The sequence below is a fragment of the Idiomarina sp. OT37-5b genome (assembly GCF_002968395.1).
Taxonomy (GTDB): domain Bacteria; phylum Pseudomonadota; class Gammaproteobacteria; order Enterobacterales; family Alteromonadaceae; genus Idiomarina; species Idiomarina aquatica.
Genome location: NZ_CP027188.1, coordinates 746,665 through 761,830 on the forward strand (window position 1 = coordinate 746,665; position 15,166 = coordinate 761,830).

A 15,166-nucleotide genomic window follows, 5' to 3' on the forward strand; every position below is an offset into this window, starting at 1 on the left:
ACAAATGAAATCCGAGTTGTTTCAGTTTTCCTCGTCGCAACCTGAGTTAGAGCGGCATCTGAGCGTGACCATTAAGCTGTTTGATGCGCACCTGTCGTCGTTAACCAAAACCGAGGCACTGGTACTTTGCTGCTATTTGTCCCACCCTGATGAACCGCACAAGTCGCTGGCCGCGCGGCTTGGCAAAAGCCGGGTGAATACCACCAAGTTGTTAAACGCCAGTGCCTACAACGCCGTTGACGCCTACCTGACGTATGCCACGGCGTTGATCCAACAGGGCAACGCTTAATCTTCCTCAAACGCCTCGACCAGTGAGCGGAACTCCCGCAGCCGGGTTTTGATGGCTTTGACTTCGCCTTCGGTGTCGCGGCTGAGTTTGTTGGCACCGCGAACGTTGTCGTTTATCGACATCATGCTTTCTTTCACTTCCGATACCGCGCTGGTGTGCTGTTCGGCGGCTACCGCGATTTGCGTCATGCGGTCGTTGATGGCGGTCACGGCTTCGGACACTTCATACACCTGTTGTTCGGACTTGCGGCCTAATTCGCCGCATTCTTCGGCCAGTGTGCGCTGTTGATACATCTTCTCGCGCCAGGCACCCATGGCGGTGGTCATGCGATTAACCGTTGCTTCGATTTTATCCACCGCTTCCTGCGTTTTCTGCGACAGCGACCGGACTTCGTCGGCAACCACGGAGAAGCCGCGGCCATGTTCACCGGCGCGGGCACTTTCGATGGCGGCATTTAACGCCAGCAGGTTGGTTTGCTCGGCAATGGCGTCAATCTGCTCGCTGACCTCTTTGACCGAATCGGCGTTGCGCGACAGCTCTTCGGTTTGTTCGGCGCTGCGTGATACTTCCTCAACCAGGGTAGAAATTTTCTTGCTGCTGTCAGAGATAAAGCGCGCCGCGCTTTTGGTTTGCTCGCTGACTTCGCCGCAGGCGTTGGATGAGTCGTTAGCGTTCAGAGCGATTTCATCCACTGTCTGACCCATTTCTTCCATCGAGGCGGCGATCTGGTCGATTTCAGCAACGGTTTTTTCGGTGGCATCGGCGGTTTGCGCGGCGTTTTCTGCGGTGGTGTTAACGGATTCCGCCAGCACTTTGTTGCCTTCGTCCAGACGCGAGGTGAGTGCCAATAGCGACGAGTCACGCAGGGCGAGTTCGTACATGGCTTTACCCAGCGGTGATTCGCTGCCGAATATTCGGTGCTGGCTTTTGGCGGTGGCGCCGTCGGCCTGATCGAGGGCTTTTTCCCAGTGTTTATTACTGCGCAGCTTCAGCAGCGGTATCAAGGCCGCAATCAGTACCGGTATAAAGGCCAGCGGATGAATGAGCAGTGACGAGGCTACTGCTACGACGGCTACCAATGCCCGCAGTAAGGGCGTTTCCAGCCGGCTGTAAAGGGCCTGGCTTTTACTGCGATAGACCTGACTGGCCTTTTCCGCGTGTTCCTGCTCGGCTTTGTACATCAGCCATTGGCTACCGGTGACTTTACCGCCACGGAAAATGGCGCGCACCAGCACATCAAACCAGACGGTGCCGCGGCCGGGAACTCGAAAGGGAATAATGGCACGCCACGGCACTTCGCGGCTTAGCGAGGTTTTAAGTTCGTCGAGGACGTAGTCGGGCAGTTGGTCGGTGTCGAGTAGGCTGTTAAGGGGTTTTTTCAGCAGGGAGGCTTTATCCGTTTGCATTAACCCTTGTATGTTTTCCGGGCAGTAGGTCAGTTGATTATTCGTATCAAGGCTAAAAACAAAAACCGTATCCTCATCCCAATTGATGTGGTTATTCATAGTGTTGGCTTCCAAGTTTGTACTGGTAAACGATGAATACTTGAATAAACGCTACACCTGTTTTCGATTAAATCAACTGTAATATTCTAGTAATTAGAACGTTTAAAAACAGATTTTTCGCGACAAGCCTTGTGTGCGTTGGGGTCTGGACTTGCTGATTATTTACGTCGACTGACGTCATATTTCATCTGGATTACTTAAACTTCATACAGTTGTTAACAAAAGTCAAGTTATGACTTGCGCCTAAGGCGCAAGCTACTGCGATGAGGTAACTTGCGCGGCGGGCTTAAGCTACGCATAATCGATTGCACCTTGTATAAGAGAAAAGGCAGTTAATTATGCGTTATTTAAAGAACCTGGCTATTGCGGCGAGCTTGTCGTTAAGCCTGCCGTTGACGGCATCGGCGCAGGACGCGCTGACCTATAAAGACCAACAAAAACTCCATGATATCGCGGCGGCGGTGCAGGCCGACCGCATCGAGAAGGACATCGAAAAGCTGGTGTCTTTTGGTACCCGCCATACCCTTTCTGAAACCGAATCCGACACCCGCGGCATTGGCGCGGCACGGCGTTGGATCTACGAAGAGTTTAAGCGCATTTCCGCCGACTGCGGAGGCTGCCTGGAAGTGATGTACGTCAGTGACATCATCGAAGGCGAAACGCGCATCCCCGAAGCTACCGAAGTGAAAAGCGTCATTGCTATTCAGCGCGGCAAGACCGACCCGGGTCGTTACGTGTTGATGTCCGGTGACATTGATTCGCGCGTCAGTGACGTGATGGATTACACCTCCGACGCTCCGGGTGCTAACGACAACGCTTCGGGCGTGGCCGGCACGCTGGAAGCGGCTCGGGTTCTGTCGCAGTACGAATTTGACGGCTCTATCGTTTACGCGGCGTTAGCCGGCGAAGAGCAGGGCCTGTTCGGCGGTAAGATCCTGGCCGAGAAAGCCAAACAGCAGAAGTGGCGTATTCACGCGGTGCTGAACAACGACATGATCGGCAACATCGAAGGCATTAACGGGGTGATCAACAACACCACCGCACGGATTTTTGCCGAAGGTACGCGGATGGATGAAACCGATCGTGAAGCGACGATGCGCCGCTTTTACGGCGGTGAGGTCGATTCACCGTCGCGTAATGTGGCCCGTTACATCGATTTAATGGCGGATCGCTACATTCCGAACCTGGACACCATGATTGTTTATCGCCTCGACCGTTTTGGCCGTGGTGGTCACCATCGCCCGTTTAATGATCTGGGCTATCCCGGTGTGCGTATTATGGAGACGAACGAAAATTACTACCGTCAGCACCAGGACTTACGTACCGAGAACGGCATTAAGTACGGTGACACCATCGACGGCGTTGATTTTGATTACGCTGCCAAGCTGACTGCCTTAAACGCGGTATCGCTGGCGGGCATGGCCTGGGCGCCGGAGCCACCGCAAAATGTGGATATCGAGGGCGCCGTACAGCCATCGACCACACTGAAGTGGGGCGACGTGCGCGGACAGGACAATCTGGCCGGTTACAAGATTTACTGGCGTCTGACCTCGGAGCCGCAGTGGCAGTGGAGCCGCTTTGTCGGAGACGTGAATGAGTTTACGCTGGAGAATGTGGTGATTGATAATTACATTTTCGGAGTGGCCAGCGTCAGCAAGGACGGTTTTGAGAGTCCGGTGGTGTTCCCGGGACCCGCCGGTGAGTTCTCGATTGACTTTGAAGGAGAGGGCGATCAGTAATACTGAAAGCACGTTTCTACCGCTATCACGCGAGTGCACCGTCGGCTTTGAACTGGAATTTTCCGGGCTGTCGGTGCAAAGCACACTTGATACCCTGCAACAGCAGTTGCAGGGTCAAATCCAACGCGTATCGCTGGCCGAACGCACCATCACCCATTCCGAGCTTGGTGAGTTTCAGATTGAGCTGGACTGGAGCTACCTGAAAAAACTGGCAAAAGAGCAAAGCGAAAGCGGCGAAAAAGCCTGGCTGCAGGACTTGCAGCAACTGGCGGAGAAAGTGGTGCCGCTGGAGGTGGTGTGTCCGCCGTTAACGCTGAGCCAGTGTGAACATCTGCCGCCGTTAGTGGACGCCTTGCGCCAGGCCGGCGCGCGCGGTACCGATGAGAGCTGGATTGCCGCCTATGGCGTGCACGTAAACGCCTCGGTGCCGATGAACGACGACGGCCATATTGAACCTGAGGTTATCCATCGCTATTTGCAGGCCTACGGGCTGTTGCAGTGGTGGCTGTTTGATGCTCTGCAGGTGGATACCACCCGCAAAGTGAGTCCTTACATTGATAAGTATCCGGAGCGTTATCTGCGTTTGCTGATGGCGCATGAGTCGGTAACCATGCCGCTGCTGATCAGTGATTATCTGGAGCATAACGCCTCACGAAACCGCGCGCTGGATATGTTGCCGCTGTTTGCGCACATCGATCCGGACCGCGTGTTTGAGGTGGTTGGTGACGACAAAATCAACTCCCGGCCGACCTTTCATTACCGCTTGCCGAACTGCCATATCGAGCAGCCGGACTGGAATCTGACGGATTCCTGGAAAGGCTGGTGGGTGATTGAGCAACTGGCCAACGATGAACGCGCGCTGGCTTATTGGCGCGATGAATTTCTGGCGTTGAGCCGGCCGCTGATGGGGGTGGCCGAAACCGACTGGAAGCGGAGGATGCAGGCATGGCTGACCGACCGCGGGTGGTGGTAACCGGTAACGCCCGGCGCTGGTCGCCGTCCTGGTGGTGCACCTGGTTGGCCTTGCGGCTACTGGGCGCGCAACCGCTGCGCGTGAGTGTGCGCCACAGTCTTAGCCCGAGTGATGACATTGATGCCGTGATCATTGGCGGCGGTGATGACATCAGTCCCTCCCATTACGACCAGCCGCCGGAGCACGACGGTGAATACGACCCCGAGCGCGATGAGCTGGAGATACGCTGGATTAACTGGGCGCTGGCCGAACACAAACCGCTGCTCGGCATCTGCCGTGGTTCGCAGTTGATCAATGTGGTGTTAGGCGGCGCATTGAACCAAAATATCCGCCAGTTACGTAAATTGACCTATAACCGTCCGGGGCTGTTACCCACCAAACAGGTGCGGCTGGCCGATGACGCGCGGCTGGCGGCCATTTGTCGCAAGCCAAGGTTACGGGTTAACAGCCTGCATTCGCAGATTGTCAGCAAAACCGGCGAAGGCATGACCGCCGTCGGCTGGGATCTCGACGGTTTTATTCAGGCGTCCGAGCATAAGCAACGTGACGTAATCGGAGTTCAGTGGCATCCGGAGTATTTGTTTTATGTCCCGAGTCAGTTACGGCTTTTTCGCTGGTTGTTGGGTTGTCGTTAGTTTACTGCTCGTCAGTTGCTCGACGCCGGGCTATCAACCCAGTAAACCCTGGCACACCGAACGTGGTTTTAAGAACTTACACGCCGAAAAAGAAAACGGCTTTTTTGATTATTGGTACATGCGCTGGTTCAGCGACGTCGACTGGCAGGATCAGGCCGAGCAAGCGCATTTGATCCCGACCGCCGAACCCAACATGGACGCGATTGAAGCGCCCGACCCGGACGTGCGTCAGGTGACCTGGATTGGGCATTCGACCTTTTTGCTGCAATATCAGGGGCTGACGGTACTGACCGACCCGATCTTCAGCGACCGCGCGTCGCCGGTGAGTTTCGCCGGGCCGACCCGGTTAACGCCGCTGCCGTTGCCGCTGGAGGCGTTGCCGCCAGTGGATGCGGTGGTGATTTCCCATGACCATTATGACCATTTGGATGAGGCCAGCATTAAGGCGCTGGGGCCGGATGTGCATTACTATGTGCCGCTGAAACTTAAGGGCTGGTTTTTAGAGCAGGGCATCGAGGCGGAGCGGGTGACCGAGCTGGACTGGTGGCAAAGTGCCAGTGACGGCGCGTTAGCCGTGCACGCCACACCCAGCCAGCACTGGTCCGGGCGCAGCCTTTGGGATCGCTTCGAAACGCTGTGGGCCAGCTACGTGATCGACATCGGCGACTGGCGGCTGTGGTTTGGCGGCGACACCGGCTACAACGAGTTTCAGTTTAAGGACATTGGCGAACGCTTTGGGCCGATCGATCTGGCGTTAAACCCGGTTGGTGCGTATTTGCCGCGCTGGTTTATGGAAATGCCGCACGTTGACCCGTATCAGGCTACGCTTATCCACCGCGATATCGGCGCCCGGCAAAGCGTTACCATGCACTGGGGCGCGTTTCAGTTAGCCGCCGAGGGCATTCAGCAGACGCTGGATGATATCGAGGCAGCCCGCGAAAAAAGTGGCTTGTCGCCGTCGGAGTTTCAGGTGATGGCGGTGGGGGAAACCAAATTCTTTTAACTTTTTTTGATCTAATCTGCACCTAATTCGGTAAAACACTTCGTTAATTTAGAATAATCAATCAAGTTCTGGAGTTATTGATGACCATTGCCAACCGACTGTACGCGGGTTTTGCCTTTATTATCCTGCTGTTAGTGGCCACCACCATTATTGGTACGTACCAGGTAGATGAGATAAACACGACGTTGACGCGCGTAAACGATGTTGGCAGTGAAAAACAACGTTATGCGATTAATTTTCGCGGTTCGGTGCACGACCGTGCCATTGCGCTGCGTGATTTGGTGCTGACCGAACGCGAGAGCCAGCGCGATGAGTTTCGGGCGCTGGTGGATGACCTGAAAGCCGACTACGCCGACGCTGAACGCGGCATGGCGGAGATATTTTCTAATCCCAAATACGTCAACAGCCAGGAGAAACAGCTGATAGAACGTATTGAGGAAATCCAGCAGCAGGCGCTGGCCACCACCGTCGAAGTTGAACGCTTGCTCGCCAATGGTCAGCGTCAACAGGCGCAGGACTATGTGCTCAGTGATTTATCACCGGCCTACGCGGAGTGGCTGAATCGCATTAATGATTTTATTAATTATGAAGAAGCGGCCATTGCTGACGGGGTAGACTCGGTGCTGGAGCGCAGTAACAGCTTTACGACCTTGATGTGGATTGTCACAGTGTTGGCTATTGTTGCCGGCGCCGCGGTAAGTTTCTTTATCGTGCAGCGGCTGACCCACACTATTGGTGGTGAACCTGAGGACGCCGTTGAGATCCTTGAGCGCATCGCCGACGGTGACCTGACGGTGTCGACCCGCTCTAAGTACGAAGGTTCGATGATGGCGCAGGTAAATCGCATGGCTCAGCAGTTGCAGCGCTTGGTCAGAGAAGTGTCAGAGTCGTCGGAGCGCTTGCTCAGCTCGTCAAATGAACTGTCGGAAACGGCCCGCAACAACTCCGAACTGGTGATTAACCAGCAGGACGAAACCACCCAGGGCGCCGCGGCGATTAATCAGATGTCGCAGACGGTCAGCGAAGTAGCCCGCCACACCAATGAAGCCGCGCAACTGGCGGATGAAACCGACCGTGAAACCCAGGCCGGCAGCCGTGAAGTGGAATCGACCATTCGTTCGATTGAGTCGCTGGCGCACGAAGTGGAAAACGCCGCGGTTGTGATTACCCAGTTAAGTGACAACACCGAAGAAATTACCAAAGTGTTGGAAGTGATCGAAGGCATCGCCGACCAGACCAACTTATTGGCACTGAACGCCGCCATCGAAGCCGCCCGCGCCGGAGAGCACGGCCGCGGCTTCTCGGTGGTTGCCGACGAAGTACGCGCGCTGGCGAACCGCACGCAGGAATCAACGCGCAGTATTCAATCGTTGATTGAAACCATGAAAGGCAGCGCCGGCGAAGCCGTCACCGTAATGGACCGCGGCCAACAACAAGCCGCCGACAGCGTCGAACAAGCACGCCGCGCCGGCAAATCGCTGCAGACGGTTAATGAATCGGTACAGCGCATGACCGATATGAACGCCCAGATAGCCACCGCAGCGGAAGAGCAAAGCTCCGTCGCCGATGAAATTAACGAAAACTTCCACAAGATCACGCAAGCCACCGAACAGTCCGCCGCCGGCTCCGAGCAAGTCAGCGAAGCCAGCCGCGAACTGCACGAACTGGCAAAACGCCTAAGCGAACGCGTACATCGCTTCAAGGTCGCGTAAATCTGCATAAGTTTTACGCGAATGATCTGAAAGCACTTGATATAACGGCCCAAAACCCCTAGTATAGCGGCCGTTCCGGAGAGGTGTCCGAGTGGCTGAAGGAGCACGCCTGGAAAGTGTGTATACCGAAAGGTATCGAGGGTTCGAATCCCTCTCTCTCCGCCAAGATTCCAAAAACCGCCCCCGTGGCGGTTTTTTTGTGTCCTCATATTGGGGTAATTTCGCGGGCGATCGATGCGGCTTTTGGAGGCGGGAATGCTTTTGGCCCCGATCGGCACGCGGCTGCGCCGCTAAGCCGATGGGTACCCACGATATGAATGGGTTTTGTGGCATTGCCGGGATTTCGCATTGAATACGCCCTTCGCATGAATTCGGTGGGATTTTTATGGATCGCGGTCGCATGCCGCGGGCGGATGATGCGGCTTTTGGAGGCGGGAATGCTTTTGGCCCCGATCGGCACGCGGCTGCGCCGCTAAGCCGATGGGTACCCACGATATGAATGGGTTTTGTGGCATTGCCGGGATTTCGCATTGAATACGCCCTTCGCATAAATTCAGTGGGATTTTTATGGATCGAGGTCGCATGCGGCGGGCGGATGATGCGGCTTTTGGAGGCGGGAATATTTTTGGCCCCGATCGATGCGGCTTGCGGAGGCGGGAATATTTTTGGCCCCGATCGGCACGCGGCTGCGCCGCTAAGCCGATGGGTACCCACGATATGAATGGGTTTTGTGGCATTGCCGGCCCCCCCGCATTGAAAACGCCCTTGCACGAATTCAAAACATGGCACCGAAAATATCCCCAAATCTTTTGCAAATCGTAGGTAACCATCGGCTTAGCGAGGCGGAGCCTCGCGTGCCGATCGGGGCGGAGGGCATTCCCGCCTCCAAAAGCCGCATCGATCGCCGGCCGCATGCGCTCTCGATATCAAAAAATTCCCGCGCCCGAATCCGCCCCCGATATCGAAATAATCCACGCCCGAATTCATTCCGGATATCGAAATGATCCGCGCCCAAACCCGCCCCCGATATCGATAAAATCCGCGCCCAAACCCGCCCCCAATATCAACCCCCCCAACAATGTGCCGATGTCGTCGGGGATTTTGGGATATTTTTGGCGGCGGGGGGTGTGGGGTTGGTCTTTAATGGCGGGATGACGATTTGGAAATTGCGAAAATATTATCCGGCCGGTCTGTATTTTATCACCATGAATACGTTTGAGTGGCAGAAGGTGTTGATTGAGCCGGAGATGTTGGCGTCTTTGCGGCGGGCGGTGGCTTTGGCGAAGGGGAAATATCCGTTTGAAAATCATGCGTGGGTGGTGATGCCGGATCATATGCATTTTGTGATCCGCACTCATCACGTTGAACTGGGGCGTTTTATTGGTTGTTTTAAAAGCCATATGACGCGTGATTTCTCGCAATTCTCTTATAAAAACTACAGCCTCAATAACCACTACAAATGGCGTCGGCGGGCGAAACGGGGAAGGCTCTGGCATCTGCGGTTTTACGACCACCGCATTACCGACCAACAGGATTACGAGCGGTGCGTAAAATACTGCCTCTACAACCCGGTCAAACATGGCTATACCGCAACCGCCTGGGATTGGCCTTATTCAACGCTGCGATCTTACATCAAACAGGGCAAGTACCCTGAACGCTGGAAATACCTGACCGGACAATGACAACTCTGGCGATCCGGTCTGATACGCGGGGAACCGCGGTTATACATTTTGATTGTTATTGTTTAGACAGCTTGTTAATATTTCGTTGTTCATGTCATTGAGATATGAGCGGAAAGCTTTTTCAAGGATGAAACACACAACAGCATGTTGGTTTGGTTGACTCTCCCCCCGTCACGCATCCTTGATTCCTTTCCAATAAAAATAATAAAACAGGAATCAAATCATGAAATCGATAAAAGCGGTGATCGTAACGTCGGCGTTGATACTGGCTGGCTGCGCGACGATAGTTGGTGATAGAAATCAGTTGATTCCGATTTCCAGCACCCCGGAAAAAGCGGACGTAACTATCATTGATGAACGGGGCAACACGGTATTTTCGGGAAGAACGCCAACCACGGTTACGCTACAAAAAAGTGACGGCAGTTATTTTGGTGGCAAAACCTACAGTGTTCAAATTCAAAAAGCAGGGTATTCCTCACAAACCATCACGGTAACTTCCAGCCCCAACGGTTGGTACCTTGCCGGCAACTTTGTTTTTGGTGGGTTGTTAGGCTGGCTGGTGATCGATCCATTGACCGGAGCGATGTACAATTTGTCGCCTGAAAACGTCAATGGTCAATTGGCTGGTCAAAACGCAAACAACGACGAATCAGCAAACGGCATTTCCGTTGTGTTGCTCGAAGATGTGCCCGCGCCACTCCGAGAAGGGCTGGTTGCTCTTCACTGATCACTTGCGGTGTGCACCGTAAAAATGCCCGCTGAGACGTGGGCATTTTTATCAGTCTTTGCTAAAAAACGCTTCTTTATTGTTGTAAACTCAACACCTTACTCGACGATGTTAGGCGCGACTTATGTTACCGGGCAGCAGTGATTTTTGGTTTTTGCCGCTTGGCGGTACCGGTGAAATCGGTATGAACATGAACCTGTATGGGCATGCCGGACAGTGGTTGATGGTGGATTGCGGACTGTCATTTGATGAACCGCTGACGCCGGGGGTTGAGGGGGCGGTTAACCATGAAGTGGTGGCGCCGGACCCGAAATTTATCACTGATAACCTCGACTTACTGGCGGGTTTGATCATCACCCACGCGCACGAAGACCACATCGGAGCGGTGGAAGACCTCTGGCCTCGACTAAAATGCCCGATTTACACCACGCCCTACACCGCCGCGGTGTTGCGTCGCAAACTTGGTTACACGCATTTTGCCGATAAGGTTCGCATCATCGAAGCCCGCGATGGTGAGCAATTGACCATTGGTGAATTTGCGGTCACCTGGATACGCCTGACGCATTCTTTGCCCGACCCATACGGCTTATTGATTGAAACGCCGGTAGCCCGGGTTGTGCACACCGGCGACTGGAAAATCGATCGTGACCCGGTGATTGGCGCGCCCATTGATGCGCGGGCGTTGCAACGACTGGCTGAACAGCCCATCGACGCGCTCGTCGGCGATTCTACCAATGCGCTCAAGCCGGGTTGGTCGGTGTCGGAAGCTGAGTGTTTTGACGGCCTGCTGGCGGCAACCCAAAAAGCCGCCGGGCGCGTGGTGGTTGGCTGTTTCAGCAGTAACATCGCGCGGTTAGTGACGTTAGCGCGGGTGGCACAGCGCACCCGCCGCCGGCTGGCGGTATTTGGTCGCTCGCTGGAGCGGCATGTGGCCACAGCCCGGGCTTTTGGGTTATGGCCAGAAGAGTTAGAGCTGATCACTCACCGCGACGTGGGTTATCTGCCGCCTGATGAAGTGATGGTGGTGGCAACCGGTTGTCAGGGTGAACCGCGTGCGGCACTCAGCCGGCTGGCGAACGACAGCCACCCGCAATTGGCACTGGATAAAGGCGATACCGTTATTCTGAGTGCGATGGTGATTCCGGGTAACGAAGCCTATGTGCAGGCGCTGGTGCAAAAGTTTCATGGCCGCGGCATTGCGGTGATTCAGAAAGACGACACCGAGCTGCCGATCCACGCTTCGGGGCATCCAAATCAGGAAGAATTGAAGCAAATGTACCGTTGGCTGCAGCCGGCGATGGTGATACCAACCCACGGCGAGGCAGCACACCTGCAAAAACACGCAGAGATCGCCCGTGAGGTTGGGGTACGACGCACCTTAACCGGCCGCAACGGCGACCTATTTCGCATCGCGCCCATCCCCAGCATCCGCCGTGCGGCGGTTTACACCGGGCGAATTCCGATCGCCCGGTAATTCTGCACCCACCCAAACCTGCGACCAAGGTCGAATTCCAATTTATTTGCCGGCGCCTATGCTGTTATCAAGTTGTTAACAAAGAGTTGAGGTTGGTGTATGCAGGCTTATCATGAAATTTATGCGGAGGCGCAGCAGGATCCGGAAGGCTTTTGGCTGGAGCAGGCGCAGCGGCTGGCGTGGTTTAAGCAACCAACGGTCGGGGCGACGTTAAAGAAAAACGGCATGGCGGATTGGTTCCCCGACGGTGAGCTGAACGTCAGTTATCTGGCGCTGGATGCTCAGGTTGAGGCCGGCCGTGGCGAGCAGACCGCATTGATTTATGATTCGCCGGTTACCGGTAATGTGCAAACCTACAGCTATCGAGAATTGCTGGATGAGGTGGCGAAGTTTGCCGGGGTTATTCAGTCGATGGGGGTCGGCAAGGGCGATCGGGTGATCATTTATATGCCGATGATCCCGCAGGCGGCGATTGCGATGCTGGCTTGTGCGCGGGTTGGTGCGATCCACTCGGTGGTGTTTGGCGGTTTTGCCGCGCACGAGCTGGCGATCCGTATCGACGACGCGGAACCGGCACTGTTGCTGACCGCGTCTTGTGGTATCGAGGGTAAGAAAACCCTGGCGTACAAACCGATCGTTGATAAAGCCTTAAAAGAGGCGGAAAAGCCGCCGCAGAACGTGATTGTATTTCAGCGTGAGCAGGAAACCGCGACATTGCAAAGTGGCCGCGACCACGACTGGCAGCAGTTGATGCAGCACGCTGAGCCTGTCGCGGCGGTGCCGGTGGCATCGACCCATCCGCTTTATATTCTGTATACCTCCGGCACCACCGGGCGACCGAAAGGTGTGGTGCGGGATCACGGCGGTTATGCCGTGGCACTCAACTTCTCCATGAATTATGTTTACGGTCTGCAGCCGGGCGAGGTCTTTTTCACTGCTTCCGACGTCGGCTGGGTTGTGGGCCATTCTTATATTGTGTACGGGCCGCTGATCTTTGGCTGCACCAGCATTCTTTATGAAGGCAAGCCGGTGAATACGCCCGACGCCGGTGCGTTCTGGCGGGTTATCGAGCAGCATAAGGTGACCGCGGTGTTTTCAGCTCCGACGGCATTCCGTGCGATTAAAAAAGAAGACCCGAAAGCGGACTATCTGAAACGATACGATATCGGCTCGTTGCAGCGCATTTACATGGCCGGCGAGCGGTTGGACCCTGCTACTTACGAGTGGACCACCGAGGTTACCGGGCGACCGGTGTATGACCATTGGTGGCAGACTGAATCGGGCTGGCCGATGTGCGCCAATCCGGTTGGGGTGGGCGCAACGCCGGTTAAACCGGGCTCATCGAGTCTGCCGGTGCCGGGTTATGAAATTGCCGTGCTGGATACCGCCGGTAAGCCATTGCCCGCCGGAGAAGAGGGGTCGATTTGTGTGCGCTTGCCGCTGCCGCCGGGCTGCCTGCCAACGGTCTGGGGCGATGAGCAACGCTTGCGCGACAGCTATTTGAAAGCCTTCCCCGGCTATTATTGCAGCGGCGACGGTGGTTACATCGATAAGGACGGTTATGTGTTTATTATGGGACGCACCGATGACGTCATTAATGTCGCCGGGCACCGCCTTTCGACCGGCGAAATGGAAGAAATTCTGGCGGCCCATCCGGCGGTGGCGGAATGCGCGGTGGTCGGTACCCCGGACGACTTGAAGGGCGAGCTGCCGATTGGGCTGGTGATCCTGAAGAACGAAGCGGATATCGACCCCGGGCAACTGCAAAGCGACCTGGTACAGACCATTCGCGATAAAATCGGTGCGATTGCCTGTTTGAAAACGCTGTATGTGGTGCCGAAACTGCCGAAAACCCGTTCCGGCAAGATTTTGCGCCGGCTGATCCGGCAGTTGTTGCTGCGCGAGGACGTTGCGATTCCGTCGACCATCGATGACCCCAACAGCATTGCGGCCATTCAGCAGAGCATTGAGCAACAAAGCAAGGCTAGCCATCGATAACAGTAACAGGGTAAAATGCGCCTTTAACTAAACGGAATTCAAAGGGTTATTAATGGCGTTATCGATTGTCGCAGTTATCGTTGGGTTAGCGGTACTGGTTTGGAGTGCGGATCGTTTTGTTGATGGTTCGGCCGCCGTTGCTCGTCATTTGGGGATGCCGCCGCTGATCATCGGTATGGTGATCATTGGGTTTGGTACCTCGGCGCCGGAAATGGTGGTGTCGGCACTGGCGTCATTGGACGGCAGCCCTGCGCTGGCGCTCGGTAATGCCTATGGTTCTAACATCACTAACATCGCGCTGGTGTTGGGTCTGACGGCGGTGCTGGCGCCCATTACGGTGCAGTCCGGTGTGATCAAACGCGAAATGCCGGTGCTGATTTTGATCACGCTGTTCAGCGCGGTATTGCTGTGGGACTTTAACATCAGTGAACTGGAAGCCTGGTTACTGCTGGCGATTTTTGCGGTTTACATGGGCTGGTCGGTGTACCTGGGGGCTAAGGGCAAGGAAGATACGCTGGCGGCTGATTTTACTCAGGAAATCGATTCGCATCCGATGGCGATGAAGCCGGCCATCATTTGGCTGATTATCGGTTTGGTGCTATTGGTGCTGAGTTCGCGCGCGCTGGTTTGGGGCGCGGTGAATATTTCGCAGGCGCTGGGTGTGAGCGATTTGGTGATTGGTTTGACGGTGGTGGCGATAGGTACGTCGTTACCTGAGCTGGCGTCGGCGATCGCGGCGGTGCGCAAGAACGAGCACGATTTGGCGCTGGGTAATGTGATTGGCTCGAATATGTTTAATACGCTGGCGGTGGTGGGTATCGCCGGTGCGATTCATCCGGTGTCTCTGGAACCGCTGGTGCTGTACCGGGATTGGGTGGCGATGGCGGCGCTGACGCTGTTGCTGTTGTTGTTCTCACTGCGCATCAATCGCATTGGCCGGATTAATCGTATTCACGGTATTTCGTTCTTGGCGATGTACGTGGCTTACTGTATTTACCTCGTATCGACGGGCTTCGCCCCGGCACTGTAGCTTGCGCCGTTGGCGCAAGGTCAGCAACAGGTCGTGCCAAAGGCACGACCTATAGCTTTTCCAAGCACTATTGCAAACTATTCGCATTTACGCTATTCTAGCTTTTAACGTAGAGAGGTGAATGCGAATGTATGTTTGTTTGTGCAAAGGCGTGACCGACAAAACCATCAAAAAAGCCGTCGCCTGTGGTGACGTCGACAACATGCGTGACCTGCGTCAGCAGTACGGTGTGGCGTCGCAGTGCGGATGTTGTAAACAGTGCGCCAAAGATGTGCTCAACGACGCATTGAGCGAACGCACAGAAAAACCCCAAACCGACTTGGCTTTTCCCGCTAAACATCCTCAAACGGTGTGCTACACTTAAGTTAATTTCTTCCATGGAATGACTTAAGGAGTGCA

General features: G+C 55.1%; 13 protein-coding genes and 1 tRNA gene. 13 read left to right on the forward strand and 1 reads right to left on the reverse strand.

Features of this window, described 5'->3' with window-relative positions:
• Nucleotides 1–4: 4 nt before the first annotated feature.
• Entirely contained in the window at nt 5–289 is a 285-nt protein-coding gene (locus C5610_RS03385) for a hypothetical protein (RefSeq protein ID WP_158682651.1), read from the forward strand.
• Here C5610_RS03385 and C5610_RS03390 read toward each other — a convergent pair.
• Nucleotides 286–1,794, reverse strand: a complete 1,509-nt coding sequence (locus C5610_RS03390) for a methyl-accepting chemotaxis protein (RefSeq protein ID WP_105305902.1) — start codon at nt 1,792–1,794, stop codon at nt 286–288. The genes C5610_RS03385 and C5610_RS03390 overlap by 4 nt on opposite strands.
• A 338-nt stretch (nt 1,795–2,132) precedes the next feature.
• On the opposite strand from C5610_RS03390, the gene C5610_RS03395 reads away from it, so the two are divergent.
• From C5610_RS03395 to C5610_RS03455, 12 genes are all read left to right on the forward strand, one after another.
• Nucleotides 2,133–3,533 carry a M28 family metallopeptidase gene (locus C5610_RS03395; protein WP_105305903.1) on the forward strand — a complete coding sequence of 467 codons (1,401 nt, stop codon included), beginning with the start codon at nt 2,133–2,135 and terminating at the stop codon, nt 3,531–3,533.
• The gene (locus C5610_RS03400) at nt 3,493–4,506 is read left to right on the forward strand and encodes an amidoligase family protein (protein ID WP_241970512.1); all 1,014 of its coding nucleotides are present in this window, start codon (nt 3,493–3,495) and stop codon (nt 4,504–4,506) included. Before C5610_RS03395 ends, C5610_RS03400 begins: the two co-directional genes overlap by 41 nt.
• Nucleotides 4,479–5,141, forward strand: coding sequence for a gamma-glutamyl-gamma-aminobutyrate hydrolase family protein (locus C5610_RS03405; RefSeq protein ID WP_105305905.1), 663 nt, complete (start codon nt 4,479–4,481; stop codon nt 5,139–5,141). The genes C5610_RS03400 and C5610_RS03405 overlap by 28 nt, the downstream gene beginning before the upstream one ends.
• Entirely contained in the window at nt 5,092–6,144 is a 1,053-nt protein-coding gene (locus tag C5610_RS03410) for an MBL fold metallo-hydrolase (RefSeq protein WP_105305906.1), read from the forward strand. The genes C5610_RS03405 and C5610_RS03410 overlap by 50 nt, the downstream gene beginning before the upstream one ends.
• An 80-nt stretch (nt 6,145–6,224) precedes the next feature.
• The gene (locus C5610_RS03415) at nt 6,225–7,856 is read left to right on the forward strand and encodes a methyl-accepting chemotaxis protein (protein ID WP_105305907.1); all 1,632 of its coding nucleotides are present in this window, start codon (nt 6,225–6,227) and stop codon (nt 7,854–7,856) included.
• Nucleotides 7,857–7,933: 77 nt separating this feature from the next.
• Nucleotides 7,934–8,021, forward strand: a tRNA-Ser gene (locus C5610_RS03420).
• A 986-nt stretch (nt 8,022–9,007) separates the two neighbouring features.
• The gene (locus C5610_RS03430) at nt 9,008–9,538 is read left to right on the forward strand and encodes an REP-associated tyrosine transposase (protein WP_105305909.1); all 531 of its coding nucleotides are present in this window, start codon (nt 9,008–9,010) and stop codon (nt 9,536–9,538) included.
• Between the two features lie 223 nt (nt 9,539–9,761).
• The gene (locus C5610_RS03435; RefSeq protein ID WP_105305910.1) at nt 9,762–10,265 is read left to right on the forward strand and encodes a hypothetical protein; all 504 of its coding nucleotides are present in this window, start codon (nt 9,762–9,764) and stop codon (nt 10,263–10,265) included.
• A 124-nt stretch (nt 10,266–10,389) separates the two neighbouring features.
• Entirely contained in the window at nt 10,390–11,739 is a 1,350-nt protein-coding gene (locus C5610_RS03440; RefSeq protein WP_222843004.1) for a ribonuclease J, read from the forward strand.
• A gap of 99 nt (nt 11,740–11,838) precedes the next feature.
• Nucleotides 11,839–13,737, forward strand: coding sequence for an acetate--CoA ligase (locus tag C5610_RS03445; protein ID WP_105305911.1), 1,899 nt, complete (start codon nt 11,839–11,841; stop codon nt 13,735–13,737).
• 52 nt (nt 13,738–13,789) lie between these two features.
• Nucleotides 13,790–14,767, forward strand: a complete 978-nt coding sequence (locus C5610_RS03450; RefSeq protein WP_105305912.1) for a calcium/sodium antiporter — start codon at nt 13,790–13,792, stop codon at nt 14,765–14,767.
• A gap of 121 nt (nt 14,768–14,888) precedes the next feature.
• Entirely contained in the window at nt 14,889–15,131 is a 243-nt protein-coding gene (locus C5610_RS03455; RefSeq protein WP_241970511.1) for a (2Fe-2S)-binding protein, read from the forward strand.
• Nucleotides 15,132–15,166: the final 35 nt, after the last annotated feature.

Excerpts from the sequence above, each read along its gene's own strand:
- C5610_RS03405 (WP_105305905.1), top strand. The coding sequence starts at position 4,479 with ATGGCTGACCGACCGCGGGTGGTGGTAACCGGTAACGCCCGGCGCTGG.
- C5610_RS03445 (WP_105305911.1), top strand. The coding sequence starts at position 11,839 with ATGCAGGCTTATCATGAAATTTATGCGGAGGCGCAGCAGGATCCGGAA.
- C5610_RS03390 (WP_105305902.1), bottom strand. The coding sequence starts at position 1,794 with ATGAATAACCACATCAATTGGGATGAGGATACGGTTTTTGTTTTTAGC.
- C5610_RS03435 (WP_105305910.1), top strand. The coding sequence starts at position 9,762 with ATGAAATCGATAAAAGCGGTGATCGTAACGTCGGCGTTGATACTGGCT.
- C5610_RS03430 (WP_105305909.1), top strand. The coding sequence starts at position 9,008 with ATGACGATTTGGAAATTGCGAAAATATTATCCGGCCGGTCTGTATTTT.
- C5610_RS03385 (WP_158682651.1), top strand. The coding sequence starts at position 5 with ATGAAATCCGAGTTGTTTCAGTTTTCCTCGTCGCAACCTGAGTTAGAG.
- C5610_RS03395 (WP_105305903.1), top strand. The coding sequence starts at position 2,133 with ATGCGTTATTTAAAGAACCTGGCTATTGCGGCGAGCTTGTCGTTAAGC.
- C5610_RS03450 (WP_105305912.1), top strand. The coding sequence starts at position 13,790 with ATGGCGTTATCGATTGTCGCAGTTATCGTTGGGTTAGCGGTACTGGTT.
- C5610_RS03410 (WP_105305906.1), top strand. The coding sequence starts at position 5,092 with ATGTCCCGAGTCAGTTACGGCTTTTTCGCTGGTTGTTGGGTTGTCGTT.
- C5610_RS03415 (WP_105305907.1), top strand. The coding sequence starts at position 6,225 with ATGACCATTGCCAACCGACTGTACGCGGGTTTTGCCTTTATTATCCTG.
- C5610_RS03455 (WP_241970511.1), top strand. The coding sequence starts at position 14,889 with ATGCGAATGTATGTTTGTTTGTGCAAAGGCGTGACCGACAAAACCATC.
- C5610_RS03440 (WP_222843004.1), top strand. The coding sequence starts at position 10,390 with ATGTTACCGGGCAGCAGTGATTTTTGGTTTTTGCCGCTTGGCGGTACC.